Source organism: Streptomyces geranii (genome assembly GCF_002954775.1).
GTDB lineage: Bacteria > Actinomycetota > Actinomycetes > Streptomycetales > Streptomycetaceae > Streptomyces > Streptomyces geranii.
Map to the genome: position 1 here is coordinate 86,841 of NZ_KZ672952.1, position 15,824 is coordinate 102,664.

Sequence of the window (15,824 nt, forward strand, 5' to 3'; positions counted from 1 at the left end):
TGGGTGATCGCGTGGCAGCGGGCCGGTCATTCGGGGACGACGACCACGGCACAGTGCGCCCGGTGCAGCAGTGTGTGGGCGACCGGGCCCAGTCGCGGGCCGAGCACGTTCGTACGGCGGTGGGCGCCGATGACGACCACGGCAGCCTCCTGGGTCGCCGCCAGCAGTTCATCCGCGGGAGCGGTGCGGACCGTGCGGGTCTCCACCGTCACGCCCGGGTACCGGTCCTGCAGTCGGGTGAGGGCGTAACGGGGTACGGCCTCCTCCGCCCGGGCCTCCCTGGCCAGCCGTTCCTGACCCGGACCGCGGGCAGGCACGAGGGAGGGAAGTTCGGGGGTGGTGTGCCGATGGCTCCAGGAATGCAGGACACGGAGGTTCACGCCGCGCCGATCGGCCTCCTGGAAGGCGTACTCCGCCGCAGCCGTGTCCGTGTCGTCCGCCAGGCCGAGCAGCACGTCCCGCCCGTCGTCGTACGCGTGCTCCCCGCGGACGACCAGGAGCGGTCCTCGCGTGAGTGCGGCCAGTTTCAGACTCACCGAGCCGAACGCCAGGCCGGTGAGCGCGCCCAGGCCACGCGATCCCACGACGGTGAGTGCCGCGTCCGCGCTCTCGCGCGCCAGCGCACGCACCACGCCGTCTTCCGCCGCGACGGTCTCGACGAGCAGTTCCGGACGACGTGCGTGGGTGCGCGAGACGGCGTAGCGCAGGACCGGTGCGGCCTCGTCACGGTCGGGCACCGCGTAGAGCACGCGCAGTCCGGCGCTGTGCCGTACGGCCTCGGCCTCGGCCCAGTCCAGGGCCCTTACGGAATTCAGCGAGCCGTCCACTCCGACGACTATGTGATGTGTGGTCATGGCCGTACCCGTCCCTTCTTCGAGTGACCGTTCGACGGAAGCGACGCTCGACGAACGCACCGGCCTCCACGAACGATGCTCCTCGTGAGCCGACGCCTCGGGCAGGAGCCAAGAGACCCGGAGAAACGCCGAACGGCCCCTGCCGCAGGGGCCGTTCGGTCCGGGACAGAACAGACCGATGAGGTCCCCCGGGACGTGGCGCTCACGGTTCAGGAAGGAAGGCGCACGCCGTACAGGGTGCGTCCGCCCGCGAGTTCACGTCCGGTGACCAGCTCCGGGGCGATGCGCACGAAGACCTCCTGCGGCGCCGGCACCCAGGAACGTGGTCCGGTCCGCAGCAGCCGTGCGTGCTCGGCGGGGTCGGTCACCAGGGCGGCCGGCCCCATCACCACGACGCTCCAGCCGGACTGGGTGGTGACGTCGACCGCGTCGGCCTCGAAGGCCACCACGGCTCCGTCGACCGCGCTCACCAGTTCCGACGAGGCCGCGGTGCGCACCAGCACCGCACCGTCGCGGTCGAGACCGAAGTTGACCGGGAGCACGGCGGGCAACGCCTGCCGTGTGTACACGATGCGCCCCACAGGCGCCTCGGCCAGGAGGCTCAGGCACTCCTGCCGGTCGAGCTCACGGAATCCGTCGTTGGCATCCATCCGCCTTCTCGTCTCTCACCTGGCATCGCGGTACGGGTCCTGTCCATCGTCGAGCGGCGCGGGCGTCCCCGGCCAGGGACCATCGGTCCCGGCTTCCGGAGAAGGACCCTGTTCAGACCACGATGCGTCGTCCGGTGACGGCACACGGTTCTATGCGCACCCACACGTCGCGCCGGCCTCCGGCCCATGGCTCGCTGTACGCCCGTTCCGCGAGCCGGCGCTCGTCGCCGGGGTCCGTCACGGTGCGCGCGTATCCGCGCGCCTGCACCCTCCAGCCCTGGCTGAAGGCGTCGTCGATCCGGTCGACCTCGAAGGCGACGAGGCCGCCGGAGGCGAGCGACGGTGTCGCCCCGGGGGCGGTTCTGAAGACGATCGTGTCGTCGACGACCCTGTAGGTGACCGGGACGATCACCGGCCCGAGCGCGGTGGACACCGCGAGCCGTCCGACACCGTGCGTCGACAGCAGTTGTGCGCACTCGGCCTGGCTCAGCTCGGTGAAGTCGGGAGCGTGCCCGACCCGTCCGAGGCCGGGTGGCGTATCGGCGTCGGCGCCGGTGAGCGCCGACACCGTGGTCCGCAGGGCTGCCGCCAGCGCGCGCAGTACGCCTCGGCCGGGCGCGGTGTCGGCGTGCAGCTCCAGGTGCGTCACGTAGCTGGGGGCCATGGCCGCCCGGGCGGCGACCGCCTCGTGCGACGGCCCGCCGAGGACCACCTTGAGGGCGCCGGTGTCGGCCGCGCGGGCGAAGACGTCGTACGCCTCCTCCATGTGCTCCAGCGGGAAGGTGTGGGTGATCAGTTGTGCCGTGGGCAGTCGGCCGGCGGCGGCCATGCGCAGCAAGGGGGCGTGGAGTGGGTGTCCACGAGACCAGTGGGGATGGTCACGTTCTTGATCCACAGGTCTTCCAGGTGCAGCGTGGCGGGCTTGCCGTGGACTCCGACGTTGGCCACGTGGCCGCCAGGCCGCACCATGCGTGTGCACAGCTCGAAGCTCTCCGGCACTCCGACCGCCTCGATGACCACGTCAGCGCCGAGCCCGTCGGTGAGGCCGGCGACCAGCTGTTCGGGGTCCTCGCGGGCGTCGGCCACGGCGTCGGCGCCGAGCCGCTTGACGGCCGCCCGTCGGGACGCGGCTCAGGTCGACGGCGACGATCCGCTCGGGCGCGAACAGGCGTGCCGTGGCGATCGCCGCGACTCCTATGGGGTCGGCTCCGACGACGGCGGTGTCGCCCGGACGTACCTGCCCGTTGAGAACGCCCACTTCGTAGGCGGTCGGGAAGATCTGCGCCAGCAGGACGGTGTCCTTGCTCTCGACGGCGCCGGGCAGGGCGTGCACGGACAGGTCGGCGTAGGGGACGCGGACGTACTCGGCCTGGGTACCGTCGATCAGGTGGCCGAGGATCCAGCCCCCACCGCCCCGGCACTGGCCGTAGCCGCTCTCGCGGCAGTAGCGGCAGCGTCCGCAGGCGCTGATGCAGGAGACCAGCACGCGGTCGCCCGAACGTACGGTCCGCACGTCGCCGCCGATCTCGACGATCTCGACGATCTCGACGACGGCCTCGTGCCCCAGGACCGTGCCCGGTCGTACCTCGGGGACGTCGCCCTTGAGGACGTGCAGGTCCGTGCCGCAGATGGTGATGGCACCGACCCTCACGACGGCGTCGGTGGGTTCCTGACTGCGAGGTCCGGGACCTCCTCCGAGGCGGACTGCCCGGGGCCGTGGAAGACGAAGCCTCGTCCGGCAATCGCCTGCTGCGCTCGGGCCGTCCGGCACCATCGCCCGCCGGACAGCCCCGGCAGTCTGTTCGAAAGCACAGTGGGGGGCCGACCGACCTGTCCGAACAGGGACCGAACGGCCCTTCCTCGCACCCCGACGATCCCGCTTCTCTCTCCTCATGGCCGCTAACCACACGAAGTCCACGCCGTTCGGCTCCCACTACACGTCCGGTGGCACGGCCGTCCTGGCCCTGCAGGGCGAGATCGACATCCTGACAGTGCCCGCGCTCGCGGCACACCTGGACACCTTGACGGCAGCCGAGTCCCCTGACGTGGTGCTCGATCTCCGTACCGTGTCCTTCATCGACTGCGCCGGGCTGGGCGCGCTGTGCCGGGCGCGGAATCGCGCGCGGGCCCGGCACGGCCGGCTGCGGCTGGTCACGGACAGCGCCCGGCTCCTGCGGATCCTCCGCTGCACAGGGCTGACCAACACCTTCGACATCCGTCCCCGGTGGCCCGAAGATCTGGCCGGTACGTCGGCCGCGTAGCCGTGTCGCCTTCGCCCTCGGCCACCCGACCCGCGTGGGCCTCGCGACCTCTTGGGCCGAACGGCCCTTCCTGACCGCGGAGTCGGTCCCGGGCAGCCTTGCGGCGGCGCCTGGTCGGCCCATGTCGGGGCACGGTCTTCGCTGTCACCTTCGGATGCGTCACGACAACGAGGAGGTGCGGAGCAATGGCCGGTGGCAAGTACGCGAAGAAGTGGTTGTGGCGGTGGCGCGGCAACCCGCTGCGACGGCGCAACGACATCGTCGAGGCCTGGATCGTGCCGGCCGTGTGGACGGTCTTCGTCGTGGGCGGCACCATCGCCGGGCTGGTGACCGATCATGCCGCGGACGAGGTGTTCGCACGGCAGCGAGCCGAGCGGCAGGCCGTCCGAGCCGTGCTCCTGGAGGATGTCCCCGTCAATGTCACCGCCGTTCGTGGTAAAGCCGACCGTCGGATGACAAGCGTGCGTTGGACGGCCTCCGACGGTTCGGCTCGCACGGGCCGGACCATGGTGGACATCGGCCTCGAAGCCGGATCCAGGGTCACCGTCTGGCAGGACGGCCAGGGCCGTCTCACCGCCGCGCCTCGGAGTTCCACCGAGGCGGCCGTCCACTCCGGCTTCCTGGGTGTCACGGCCGCGGCAGGCATTGCGGGCCTGGTGTTCGGTGCCGGAGCTGTCGCCCGGTGGCGGCTCGACCGGCGCCGCGTCGACGAGTGGGGCAGGGAATGGGACCAGGTGGGACCGCGGTGGAGCCACAGGACCAGCTGACCGCACGACGGATCCGGGCTCCGGGCCGAAGAGCGGCCTGGAGCTTCCCCGGGTGCCTTCGGCGCGGGCCGGCCCGGATGCACGACTCCACGGGACCGTTCAACCTCTGCCCTGACGCGAAGGCGTACGACAGGCTGGGCTGCCAAGGGGCTCGTCCCGCCGCCCCGGAAAGGCCGACTGCGATGGAACCAGTGATCCTTGCCTGTACCGACCCGTCGGCGCCGAGCCGCTCTACGGTCGACTGGGCCGAACGGGAGGCGCGGCTGCGCGGTGTGCCGATGCGTACGTTCGTGGGCGCGCCGCCTGACCCGGGGCACGCGAAATTGATCGTGTGCGGCGTCCCCCACGGGATCGACGACACCGGACGGCCTCTCGGCTCCCTCTTTCCGGCTGCCGTCAGGGCAACCGAGCGTCCGCTGGTGCTCGTTCCGGACGGACACGCCTCCACACACCGCTCCGGGACGGTCCTTCTCGGCGTGGACGCCCGAGCCCCCTCCGACGCCACCATCGGCTTCGCCTTCGACAGCGCCCGGGTATGCGATGCCCTCCTGCACGTCGTGCACGCCTGGTTGCTTCCGCCCTGTGCCGCCGAGTGGCCTTTCGGTGTGCCGGAGGAGGAACGTGCGACCTGGGAGGACCAGGAGGTGCAGCTCCTGGCAGACGTCCTGCGTCCGTGGCGCGAGAGGTATCCGCGGGTTGCGGTGCTCGAAGACGTCGTTCTCTTCACACCGGCTCAGGCCCTCCTGCACCACGCCCACAGCGCCACACTGATCGTGGTGGGCCGAAAGTCCGGTACGGAGGAGTGGGGCGAGGTCGTGCGCGCTCTTCTGCGCGAGGCTGCCCGCCCCCTGGCCGTGGTGCCGGCCTCACGGCAACTCCTCCCCTCCTAGGAGGACTTCAGCGACCCGGCGATGCCCTGTGCCCAGGCCCCGATCGTGCCGAAGTCCCGGAAGTCGCCGCCCTTCCCCGAGCGGAGGATCATGCCCGCGATCCGCCCTTTGGCACCCTCTTCCAGGCATCCTCCGAAGGTGACGTGATCCCGGACGTCCAGCCGGATCATGACCCGCCGCACGCCGCGCACCGGCGGGATGTCCCGCTCGGCGGCCGAGGCGTCGAGCGGTCCGCTGCTGAAGAGCCACACCGGACGTTCCGCGAGAGCGGCGCGGTGCCGGCGGACGAACCGCCGCGCGTCCTTGTGCCAGCGCCCGCCATAGAGCCCGGCGCCGACCACGACGGCGTCGTACCGGGCCACGTCCGTCACGGACCGGGCCGGAAGCGCCTCGGCGGTCAGCCCGTCCTTGCGCAGGACGTCGGCGACGGCTTCGGCGATCTCCGCCGTGGCTCCGTTCGTCGTTCCGTAGGTGACCAACACGGTGTCGGTCATGACGGTCCGCCTCCTTTCACAACCGGCGCAGCCAGTCGTCGGCCACGCCGTTCGGTGCTCGTGTCCGTGCCTCGGCACGAAGGTCCGCGTCGTCGAGTCGGTAGGTGAGCTTGCCGACCACGTCGACCACGCCGTCGATCCGGCGGGTCATGGCGACGGCGATCTCCGTCTCGCTCTTGCGTTCCATGTGTCCGGTGAGCGTGACGACGCCTTCCACCACGAAGACCTCGAAGCTGCTCGGCGGCAACCACAGCGCGCGCACCAGGACCTCCTCGATCACCTCGGTGCGGATCTCCTGGTCGGGCCGCAGGAAGACCTGGAGGAGATCGCGGCGGGTGACGATCCCGACGAGCCGGTCCTCCTCGTCGAGGACGGGGAGCCGTTCCACGTGCCGCTGGACCATGGTGCGGGCGGCCTGGACGATGGTGTCGTCGGCGTGCACGGTGACGGGCGGCTGCGTCATCAGTTCACCGGCGGTGCGTGCCCTGCCCGTCGCGGTCCGGCGCCGGGCGCTGGGGGTCAGCTCGGCGAGCTTCGCGCGGTGCTTGGGCTCGTACGGGTCCGGCGCGGTCGCCTGGTGCATCATCAGGTCCGTTTCGGACAGGACCCCGACGACCTTGTCGTCCTCGTCCACCACCGGCAGTCCGCTGATCCGATTGGCGGCCAGCAGCTGGGCCACCTCCTTGAACGGTGTGCCGTGCTCGGCGCGGACGACGTCCGTGGTCATCACGGAGCCGACCTTGTTGTGCCTCATGGTCGTTCTCTCCTCAGCGCAGCCGACGCAGATACGGGTCCTGGGGGCGGCGTGGCAGCAGGCGTATCCGTGCGTCGAGCACGGTGACGCCGCCGGGTGTCGCCAGGACGGGGTTGAAGTCGGCCTCGGCGAGCTGCGGCAGGTCCGCCGCCATCCGGGACAGCCGCAGGAGCAGGTGTTCCAGTTCCTTGAGGTCGACGGGGGTGTTCCCGTTCCCGCCCAGCAGCAGCGGGGCGCACCGCGGCGAGGTGATCAGCTCGTGCACGTCGCGGTCGGTCAGGGGGGCGAGGCGGGCCGCGTGGTCCGCGAGGACCTCGGTGGCCGTGCCGCCGAGCCCGAACAGGACGAGCGGGCCGAAGACCTCGTCCTGGACGACGCCCGCGAGGAGTTCGGTGCCACGGGCGGCGAGGGGTTGCAGGACCACACCGGTCATGAGTCCCGCGAAGCGGGTCTCCAGGTCGCGGAACGCGGCCCGGACCTGGGAGTCCCCGCGCAGGTCGAGGTGGACGGCGTGCTCCTGGGCCTTGTGCAGCAGTCCGGGCCAGTGCGCCTTCATGACCACCCGGCCGTCGAAGCCCCGCAGCCGTTCGGCGGCGAGCACGGCCTCGTCCTCGCTCACGGCCCACGCCCACGGGATCTGCGGGACGCTGTAGCAGGCGAGCAGGTCGGCGCAGGTACGCGGATCGAGCCAGCCCCCGTCGGGCCGCGCGGCCAGATACTCCGCGACGACCGTGCGCGCCCGTTCGGTCTCGATGTCGTCGAGGTCGGGGACGACGCCGGCGGGCCGGGCGAGCCAGGCCGCACGCTCGGCGGCGTGTGCCAACGCGCGGGCAGCCCCCTGCGGTTCGGCGTAGGAGGGGATGGTGCCGCCGTCGGCGGCGGGCAGCAGCCGGACGGACCGGTCCTGCTCCAGGCGTACGGCGAGCACGGGCCGCGCCCGTCGGCCGGGTGCCTCGGTGACGGCCCGCACGAGGTCGTCGCCGGTGGCGGCGGCGACCGCCGTGGGTACGAGGGCCACCACGACGGCGTCGATGCCGGAGCACCGGGTCAGTCGGTCCACGCACTCCGTGAGCTGTTCCTCGGACACCGCGGCCGTGGCGTCGATCGGGTTGCCGATGGCGGCGCCGTCCGGCAGTACGGCGAGGAGCTCGTCGATCATCGTGGGGGTGAACGGGGGAAGGGCAAGCCCGGCCTCGGCGCAGGCGTCGGCGGTGAGTACTCCGGCTCCGCCCGCGTTGGTGACGATCGCGACGCGGCTGCCTTCCGGCAGCGGCTGGGAGTGCAACAGGGCCGCCGTTTCGAGGAGTTCACCGACCGAGCGGGTCGCGGTGATGCCGGCCTGAATGAACAGCGCACCGCGGGTCATGGTGCGGGTGGCGGCGGCAGCGGTGTGCGAGGCGGCGGCCCTGCGGCCCGCAGCGGTACGGCCGGCGTCGACGGTGAGCACCGGGATGCGGCGGGTCACGCGCCGGGCGGTGCGGGAGAAGGCGCGGGGATTGCCGAAGGACTCCAGGTGCAGCAGGGCCAGGTCGGTGCGGCCGTCGCTCTCCCACCACTGGAGCATGTCGTTGCAGCTGACGTCGTACTTGTCGCCGAGGGAGACGAAGGAGGAGACGCCGATGCCCAGCCGGGACAGTCCGTCGAGCAGCGCGATGCCGACCCCGCCGGACTGCACGGCGACACCGGCCGTCCCGGGGCGGGGGTGTTCGGCGGCGAAGGTCGCGTCGAGGCTCAGCTCCGGGTCGGTGTTGGAGACGCCGAGGCAGTTGGGGCCGACGAGCCGTATGCCGTAGGTGCGGCAGGTGGTCAGGAGGGCCTGTGCCTGGGTGTGGTCGAGGCCGGCGGTGACGACGACGAGGGCTCGTACCCCGGCCCGGCCGCACTCATCGGCGACGGCCGGGACCACGGCGGCCGGTACGGCCACGATCACCAGGTCGGGCGTCTTCGGCAGCGCGGCGACCGACGGGTGGGACGGCACGCCGAGCACCGAGCTGACGGCGGGGTTCACGGCGAAGAGCCGCCGGGTGAAGCCGCCGGAGTGCAGGTGGTGCAGGATGGCCCGGCCCACCGATCCGGGCGTGCGCCCGGCGCCGACCACGGCGACCGTGGACGGTCGCAGGAGGGGCAGCAGGCTGGCCACGTCGGCCGCCCGGCCCCGGGCCTCGACGGCCGACAGGTAGGTGTCGTCCTCGTCCAGGTGGATCGTGCAGCGCACCTCCGGCCCCTCGAAGCGGCGGGAGGTGCGCAGACCGAGGTCGGCGAAGAGGCGGAGCACCTCGTGGTTCTCGCTGAGCGCGTCGGCGGTGAAGGTGGTGATGCCCTCCGCGCGCGCCGCCGAGACCAAGTGCTCGACGAGCAGGGTGCCCACGCCGCGGTGGTGCAGACCGTCGGCGACGGCGATGGAGATCTCCGCGCCGTCCTTCCCGCCGCTGTCCATCTCCGTGCCGGGACCGGTACCGGTGCCGTACTCGGCGATGCCGATCACCCGGCCGTCCACCTCGGCCAGCAGAGCCCGGTGGCCCCGGCCTGCCGGGGCACAGGCCCGGTCGGCGGCCATGGCGGCCGAGCGCCGGCTCGCCGCGAAGAAACGCAGGCGGAGGTTCTCCGATGACATCTCCTCGTAGAACCCTCGCAGCTGGTCGTGGTCACCCGGCCGCACCGGACGTAGGCACGCGGTGGTGCCGTCCGCGAGCAGGGCGTGGACCGTGGGGCGGCCGAGCAGGTCGTCCGTCATCGCAGGTCTCCTCCATGGCTTTCGTTGCCTCGATCGTCCGGCGGAGCGCCCGTGCGGCCCATGGGCTGCACGGGTCGTCTCCGGGCCGGTCGGCCCCCCTCCCTGACCGCCGACCGGCCCGCTTCCGACGCTGCGACGAGCGGTCATCAGTCGTCAGTCGCCCGCCACCAGGGCCGTCAGGTCCAGGAGACGGTTGGTGTAGCCCCACTCGTTGTCGTACCAGCCGAAGACCTTGGCCAGGGTGCCGTTGGCCTGGGTCAGCGCCGGGTCGAAGACGCAGGAGGCGGGGTCGCCGATGACGTCGCGGGAGACGATCGGGGCCTTCGAGACGCGCAGGACGCCGTTGAGCGGGCCGTCGGCGGCGGCTTCGAACGCGGCGTTGATCTCTTCGGCGGTCGCGTCCCGGGCGAGGACGACGGCGAGGTCGGTGAGCGAGCCGTCCTCCACGGGCACCCGGACCGCGATCCCGTCCAGTGTCCCGGCCAGTTCCGGCATCACCAGGCCCACGGCGCGGGCGGCACCGGTGCTGGTGGGAATGATGCTGAGGGCGGCGGAGCGGGCCCGTCGCAGGTCCTTGTGGGGGCTGTCGAGCAGGGACTGGTCGTTGGTGTAGCCGTGGATGGTGGTCATCACGCCGCGCTCGATGCCGAAGGCGTCGTCGAGGACCTTCACCATGGGGGCGACGCAGTTGGTGGTGCAGGAGGCGGCGGAGACGATGCGGTCGCGGTGCCGGTCGTAGGTCCGGTCGTTGACGCCCATGACGATGGTGGCGTCCACGCCCTTGCCGGGTGCCGACAGCAGCACGGTGTGGGCGCCGCCCTTCAGGTGCAGGGCCGCGGAGTCGCGGTCGCGGAACCGCCCGGTGCACTCGATCACGATGTCGGCGCCGTGGTCGGACCAGCGCAGGGCGGCCGGGTCGCGTTCCGCGGTGACGGCGATGCGCCGGCCGTCGACGGTGATCGAACTGTCGTCATGCGCGACCTCGCGCCCGATGCGGCCGAACGTCGAGTCGTACTCCAGCTGGGGGTCCCCCCGGACGAAGTCTGGGGGAGGGCCAGGGTGGCGGGCGAGGTGATGTCGTTGATCGCGACCACATCGACGTCCTGGGTGCCCGTCTCGGCACGGTCGAGGGCGGCGCGCAGGTAGGTGCGGCCGATCCGGCCGAAGCCATTGATGCCGACGCGTACGGTCATGACGGTGAACTCCTCTGCTGGGTAAGAGATTTCAGGCGTTCCAGGCCCAGTCGGCGACCTCGGGCAGGTCCGTGCCGTGCTCGCGGATCCAGGCGTGGTGACGGGTCCGGGCGTCGGCCATCGACTGACGTACGCCGGCGGCGCGGACGGCGAGGCCCGGGACGCGGTCGATGACGTCCATGACGAGGCGGTAGCGGTCGAGGTCGTTGCGGACGACCATGTCGAACGGGGTGGTCGTCGTCCCCGACTCCTTGTAGCCGCGCACATGCAGATTGGCGTGGCCCGTGCGGCGGTAGGCGAGGCGGTGGATCAGCCAGGGGTAGCCGTGGTAGGCGAAGATCACCGGTTTGTCGGTGGTGAACAGGCCGTCGTACTCGAAGTCGCTCATTCCGTGCGGGTGTTCCTCGCGGGGCAGCAGCCGGGCCAGGTCGACGACGTTCACGACCCGTACAGCGAGGTCCGGCAGATGGCTGCGCAACAACTGTGCGGCGGCGAGGACTTCCTGTGTCGGTACGTCGCCCGCGCAGGCCAGCACCACATCGGGCTCAGCGCCGTTCTCAGTCCCCGCCCACTCCCAGATGCCGGCGCCGCGCGCGCAGTGGGCGCGGGCCTGGTCCATGGACAGCCAGTCGAAGCAGGGCTGCTTGCCCGCCACGATCACGTTGACGTAGTCGCGGCTGCGCAGCGCGTGGTCCGCCACCGAGAGCAGGGTGTTGGCGTCCGGCGGAAGGTACACCCGTACGACCTCGGGGCTCTTGTTGAGGACGTGGTCGACGAACCCGGGGTCCTGGTGGGAGAAGCCGTTGTGGTCCTGGCGCCACACGTGCGAGGTGAGCAGGTAGTTGAGGGAGGCGATCGGGGCCCGCCACGGCAACTCCCTCGATGTCCGCAGCCACTTGATGTGCTGGTTGACCATCGAGTCGACGATGTGGACGAAGGCCTCGTAGCAGGAGAACAGTCCGTGCCGGCCGGTCAGGAGGTAGCCCTCCAGCCAACCCTGGCAAGTGTGTTCGGAGAGGATCTCCATCACCCGGCCGTGATGTTCGAGGTGTTCGTCGACCGGCAGGTGTTCGGCCTGCCAGGCCTTGCCGCTGACGTCGAAGACGGCCTGCAGTCGATTGGACGCGGTCTCGTCGGGGCCGACGAGACGGAAGTCCCGGCGTCCGCCCGTGTCCTTCATCACCCGGGCCAGGAGGTCGCCCAGAACCCGGGTCGGTTCGTGCAGCGTGGTGCCCGGCTTGTCGACGGGCACGGCGAACTCGTCCAGTGGTGCGACGGGCAGGTCGCGTACGAGCAGGCCGCCGTTGGCGTACGGGGTGGAGCCGAGCCGCTTGGTGCCGTCGGGGACGCAGGCGAGGACGTCGGCGGCGGGGCGGCCGTCCGGGCCGAAGAGCTCCTGGGGCCTGTACGAGCGGAGCCAGGTCTCCAACTGCCGCAGATGGGCCGGGTTTTCGCGCACTCCCGCCAGCGGGACCTGGTGGGCACGCCACGTTCCCTCCACGGGCTCGCCGTCGACCTCGGCCGGACCGGTCCAGCCCTTCGGTGTGCGCAGCACGATCACCGGCCAGTGCACGCGCTCGGTGACACCGTCCTCGCGGGCGGTCTGCTGCATCACGGCGATGCGGTCCAGCGCGCGGTCCAGCGCCGCAGCCATGTCCCGGTGCACCTGGGCCGGGTCGTCGCCGGTGACGTGGATCGGTTCGTGGCCGTATCCCCGCAGCAGCGCGTCGAGTTCGGCCTCCGGGAGGCGGGAGAGCACCGTCGGGTTGGCGATCTTGTAGCCGTTGAGGTGCAGGATCGGCAGGACAGCGCCGTCGTGCACCGGGTCGAGAAACTTGTTCGAGTGCCAGGAGGCGGCCAGCGGCCCGGTCTCGGCCTCGCCGTCACCGATCACGCACGCGACCAGCAGGCCGGGGTTGTCGAAGGCGGCGCCGTACGCGTGGGAGAGCGAGTAGCCGAGTTCGCCGCCCTCGTGGATCGAGCCGGGCGTCTCGGGAGCGACGTGGCTGGGCACGCCGCCGGGGAAGGAAAACTGCCGGAACAGCCGTGCCATGCCCTCCGCGTCCCGGGACACGTCCGGGTAGGTCTCGCTGTAGCTGCCCTCCAGCCAGGAGTTGGCGACCACGGCCGGGCCGCCATGTCCGGGTCCCCACACGCACAGCGCGTCGAGACCCCGCGCCCCGATCACCCGGTTGAGGTGCGTGTACACGAGGTTGAGGCCGGGCGAGGTGCCCCAGTGGCCGAGCAGACGCGGCTTGATGTGCTCCGGCGTCAGGGGCTCGGTCAGCAGCGGGTTGGACATCAGGTAGATCTGCCCGGCGGTCAGGTAGTTGGCGGCCCTCCAGTGGGCGTCCAGGGTGCGCAGCTCGTCGTCGGAAAGTACGGTGGCGTCCTGGTGTTCGACCTTGGACATGGGGAGGACTCCGGAAGTCGTGGGCGTAGGGGTCATCGGGCGGTGGAGGCGGCATGGCCGGCAAGAAGGCGGCACGACTGCCGCGCGACTCGTACGAGAAGGAACTGCTGCGCCTGCAGACCGAGTTGGTGAAGCTGCAGGAGTGGGTGCGGGCGACCGGGACCCGGCTGGTGGTGGTCTTCGAGGGGCGGGACGCGGCGGGCAAGGGCGGGACGATCAAGCGGGTCGCCGAGCACCTCAACCCGCGTGTGGCCCGGATCGCGGCGCTGCCGAAGCCGACCGAGCGCGAGCGCACGCAGTGGTACTTCCAGCGGTACGTCGAGCAGTTGCCGGCGGCCGGGGAGATCGTGCTGTTCGACCGGTCCTGGTACAACCGGGCCGGTGTCGAGCACGTGATGGGCTTCTGCACGAAGGAGGAGCACCAGCTGTTCCTCCGGCAGTGTCCGATCTTCGAACGCATGCTGGTCGAGGCCGGGGTCCTGCTGCGCAAGTACTGGTTCTCGGTGAGCGACACCGAGCAGCAGGAGCGCTTCCGGCGGCGGCTGGAGGACCCGCTGCGGCGCTGGAAGCTCTCGCCGATGGACCTGGAGTCGATCACTCACTGGGAGGCGTACTCCCGGGCCAAGGACGAGATGCTGGTGCACACCGACATCTCCGAGGCACCCTGGTACGTGGTCGAGAGCGACGACAAGCGCCGGGCGCGGCTGAACACCATCGCCCACCTGCTGTCGTCCGTGCCTTACCACGAGGTACCGCCGCCGGTGCTTGAGCTGCCGGCACGGCCGCCGTCGACCGGCTACCAGCGTCCGCCGCGTGATCTGCAGACCTACGTCCCCGATCACGCTGCGAGCCTCTGAGCGGCCGGTCACCTCGGTCACACCCGCTCGGGCACGATGACGACCGGGCAGGCGGAGTGGTGCAGCACGCCGTGGGCGACCCGGCCCAGCTGGAGCCCGAAGTGCCGCTGCCTGCGGCGGGCCCCGAGGACCAGGAGGTCGGCGTCGCGCGAGGCGTCCACCAGGACGGTCCGGGCATGGCCCTCGACCGTACGACGGCGCACCGCGACCCCGGCCGGGACGTCCTGGAGCGCCTTCTCCAGGGCCTCCACCGCCTGCTGCGCGTGCAGCCGGGCGGGTGCCCCGGCGAGCAGCGGATGGTCGGTGGTCTCGTGCCCGGGGCACCGCCAGGCCCGTACGGCCTCCAGCTCGGCCCCGCGCCGCCGCGCCTCGTCGGCGGCGAAGCGCACCGCCGCCGAGGCCACCGGCTGCTCGCCCACGCCGACGACCACACGGCCGTGTGTCGCGGGCAGGGCCTGGTTGTCGTGACTGCCGCGCACGACGACCACGGGGCAGTGGGCGTGTCCGGCCATGGTCAGGCTCACGGAGCCCAGCAGCGCCTCGGTGATGCCGCTGCGGCCTCGGGTGCCGGTCACCAGGAGGGAGGCTCTGCGGCTCTCCCGTACCAGCGCGTACTCGGGTTCCTCGGCCCGTATGTCGGTGGAGACCTTCACCTCGGGCCGGCGGCTCGTGGCGCGACGGGCGGCGCTCGCCACGACGTCCTCGGCCATGACCTGCTCGGACGGCTTGCCCAGGTCCTCGGCGAGGTAGGCGCCCTCGTACCGCTCCCACAGCGAGGCGTACACCAGCCGCAGGGGCAGCCCGCGTACGGCCGCCTCGTCCGCAGCCCAGTCCACGGCCCGCAGACCGGGCTCGGAGCCGTCGACGCCGACGACGATCGGCAGGTCCGTCGTCATCTCCGTCACCGCCCCGCTTCCAGGTCGAAGACGATCCGGGCCTTGACCTCACCGCGCAGTACCTCGTCGATGCACTCGTTGACGGAGGCCAGCGGGCGGGTCTCGCTGATGACCCGGGTCCGGCCCGCCGCGTGCAGCCGGAAGACCTCGGCGAGGTCCTGCCGGGTGCCGACGATCGAGCCGATGACGGAGGTGCCGTTGAGGACGGTGTCGAAGATGGGCACGCGGACCGTGCCGTGCGCGGGCAGAGCGACCATGACCAGCTTGCCGCCGCGCCGCAGTCCGGCGTTGACCGCCTCGAAGGCCGCGTCGTTCACGGCGAGCGCGATCGCTGCGTGCGCGCCGCCGTGCTGCTTCAGGACCGCGCCGACGTCGTCCTTGCGGGCGTCGACGATGATGTCGGCGCCCAGTTCGGCGGCGAGTTCGAGCTTCTCGTCGGTGACGTCGATCGCGGCGACGGTGGCCCCGGCGATCTTCGCGTACTGCACGGCCAGGTGACCGAGCCCACCCACGCCGGAGATCGCCACGAGCTGCGCGGGCTTCACCTCGGCGACCTTGAGCGCCTTGTACGTCGTGACGCCCGCGCAGGTCAGCGGGGCGGCGTCGACGGCACTGACGCCGTCCGGCACGGGCTGCGCGAAGTCGGCCCAGGCCAGCATCTTCTCGGCGTAACCGCCGTCGCAGCCGTACCCGGTGTTGATCTGCTGCTCGCAGAGGGTCTCCCAGCCGGACAGGCAGTGCTCGCACCGCCCGCAGGCCCTGCCGAGCCAGGGCACGGCGACCCGCTGTCCGATGCTCAGGTGGGTGACGCCGGCGCCGAGCTTCTCGACGAGGCCGACGCCCTCGTGGCCGGGCACGAAGGGCGGGCTGGGCTTGACGGGCCAGTCGCCGTGGGCGGCGTGGATGTCGGTGTGGCACAGCCCGGAGGCCTCGACACGGACCCGGACCTGGCCGGGGCCGGGCTCGGGGTCGGGGCGGTCCTCGATGACCAGGGGCTCGCCGAAGGCTCGTACGACCGCTGCCTTCATGGGGTTCAACTCCTCGGGTTCCTGGGGGTCTTC

The 15,824-nt window shown here is 71.7% G+C and carries 15 protein-coding genes and 1 pseudogene; 4 read left to right on the forward strand and 12 right to left on the reverse strand.

What is annotated here, in order from left to right; all coding sequences use genetic code 11:
• Window positions 1-26: 26 nt before the first annotated feature.
• The 5 genes from CW359_RS00415 to CW359_RS45690 form a co-directional block, all read right to left on the reverse strand.
• Entirely contained in the window at window positions 27-854 is an 828-nt protein-coding gene (locus CW359_RS00415; protein WP_198655023.1) for a universal stress protein, read from the reverse strand.
• Window positions 855-1,063: 209 nt separating this feature from the next.
• Window positions 1,064-1,504 carry a pyridoxamine 5'-phosphate oxidase family protein gene (locus CW359_RS00420; protein ID WP_105967647.1) on the reverse strand — a complete coding sequence of 147 codons (441 nt, stop codon included), beginning with the start codon at window positions 1,502-1,504 and terminating at the stop codon, window positions 1,064-1,066.
• A gap of 112 nt (window positions 1,505-1,616) precedes the next feature.
• The gene (locus tag CW359_RS00425; RefSeq protein WP_232838135.1) at window positions 1,617-2,333 is read right to left on the reverse strand and encodes a pyridoxamine 5'-phosphate oxidase family protein; all 717 of its coding nucleotides are present in this window, start codon (window positions 2,331-2,333) and stop codon (window positions 1,617-1,619) included.
• Window positions 2,297-2,590: a zinc-binding dehydrogenase gene (locus CW359_RS45685; RefSeq protein ID WP_198655068.1), complete on the reverse strand. Its 294-nt coding sequence runs from the start codon at window positions 2,588-2,590 to the stop codon at window positions 2,297-2,299. Before CW359_RS45685 ends, CW359_RS00425 begins: the two co-directional genes overlap by 37 nt.
• Window positions 2,526-3,155: an alcohol dehydrogenase catalytic domain-containing protein gene (locus tag CW359_RS45690; protein ID WP_198655069.1), complete on the reverse strand. Its 630-nt coding sequence runs from the start codon at window positions 3,153-3,155 to the stop codon at window positions 2,526-2,528. The genes CW359_RS45685 and CW359_RS45690 overlap by 65 nt, the downstream gene beginning before the upstream one ends.
• Before the next feature lie 241 nt (window positions 3,156-3,396).
• On the opposite strand from CW359_RS45690, the gene CW359_RS00435 reads away from it, so the two are divergent.
• From CW359_RS00435 to CW359_RS00445, 3 genes are all read left to right on the forward strand, one after another.
• Window positions 3,397-3,765, forward strand: coding sequence for an STAS domain-containing protein (locus CW359_RS00435; RefSeq protein ID WP_105967648.1), 369 nt, complete (start codon window positions 3,397-3,399; stop codon window positions 3,763-3,765).
• 185 nt (window positions 3,766-3,950) lie between these two features.
• On the forward strand, window positions 3,951-4,532 hold the full coding sequence (locus CW359_RS00440; RefSeq protein ID WP_105967649.1) for an Rv1733c family protein: 582 nt from the start codon (window positions 3,951-3,953) through the stop codon (window positions 4,530-4,532).
• Between the two features lie 182 nt (window positions 4,533-4,714).
• Window positions 4,715-5,422 carry a universal stress protein gene (locus tag CW359_RS00445; protein WP_232838136.1) on the forward strand — a complete coding sequence of 236 codons (708 nt, stop codon included), beginning with the start codon at window positions 4,715-4,717 and terminating at the stop codon, window positions 5,420-5,422.
• Here CW359_RS00445 and CW359_RS00450 read toward each other — a convergent pair.
• From CW359_RS00450 to CW359_RS00470, 5 genes and pseudogenes are all read right to left on the reverse strand, one after another.
• Window positions 5,419-5,916 carry a flavodoxin domain-containing protein gene (locus CW359_RS00450; protein WP_105967650.1) on the reverse strand — a complete coding sequence of 166 codons (498 nt, stop codon included), beginning with the start codon at window positions 5,914-5,916 and terminating at the stop codon, window positions 5,419-5,421. The genes CW359_RS00445 and CW359_RS00450 overlap by 4 nt on opposite strands.
• A gap of 16 nt (window positions 5,917-5,932) precedes the next feature.
• Window positions 5,933-6,670 carry a CBS domain-containing protein gene (locus tag CW359_RS00455; RefSeq protein ID WP_105967651.1) on the reverse strand — a complete coding sequence of 246 codons (738 nt, stop codon included), beginning with the start codon at window positions 6,668-6,670 and terminating at the stop codon, window positions 5,933-5,935.
• A 13-nt stretch (window positions 6,671-6,683) separates the two neighbouring features.
• Window positions 6,684-9,404 (reverse strand): bifunctional acetate--CoA ligase family protein/GNAT family N-acetyltransferase, encoded by a 2,721-nt coding sequence (locus CW359_RS00460; RefSeq protein WP_105967652.1) that lies wholly within the window; start codon window positions 9,402-9,404, stop codon window positions 6,684-6,686.
• A 153-nt stretch (window positions 9,405-9,557) separates the two neighbouring features.
• A pseudogene (gene gap / locus CW359_RS00465) lies at window positions 9,558-10,597 on the reverse strand (type I glyceraldehyde-3-phosphate dehydrogenase).
• A 31-nt stretch (window positions 10,598-10,628) separates the two neighbouring features.
• Window positions 10,629-13,010: a phosphoketolase family protein gene (locus CW359_RS00470; protein WP_105967653.1), complete on the reverse strand. Its 2,382-nt coding sequence runs from the start codon at window positions 13,008-13,010 to the stop codon at window positions 10,629-10,631.
• 53 nt (window positions 13,011-13,063) lie between these two features.
• Here CW359_RS00470 and ppk2 point away from each other — a divergent pair, with 53 nt between their 5' ends.
• Entirely contained in the window at window positions 13,064-13,867 is an 804-nt protein-coding gene (gene ppk2, locus CW359_RS00475; protein WP_105967654.1) for a polyphosphate kinase 2, read from the forward strand.
• A 17-nt stretch (window positions 13,868-13,884) separates the two neighbouring features.
• Here ppk2 and CW359_RS00480 read toward each other — a convergent pair whose 3' ends face one another.
• Together CW359_RS00480 and CW359_RS00485 are read right to left on the reverse strand one after the other, a co-directional pair.
• On the reverse strand, window positions 13,885-14,763 hold the full coding sequence (locus CW359_RS00480; RefSeq protein WP_105968174.1) for a universal stress protein: 879 nt from the start codon (window positions 14,761-14,763) through the stop codon (window positions 13,885-13,887).
• A gap of 5 nt (window positions 14,764-14,768) precedes the next feature.
• Entirely contained in the window at window positions 14,769-15,791 is a 1,023-nt protein-coding gene (locus tag CW359_RS00485) for a zinc-dependent alcohol dehydrogenase (protein WP_105967655.1), read from the reverse strand.
• Window positions 15,792-15,824 lie beyond the last annotated feature (33 nt).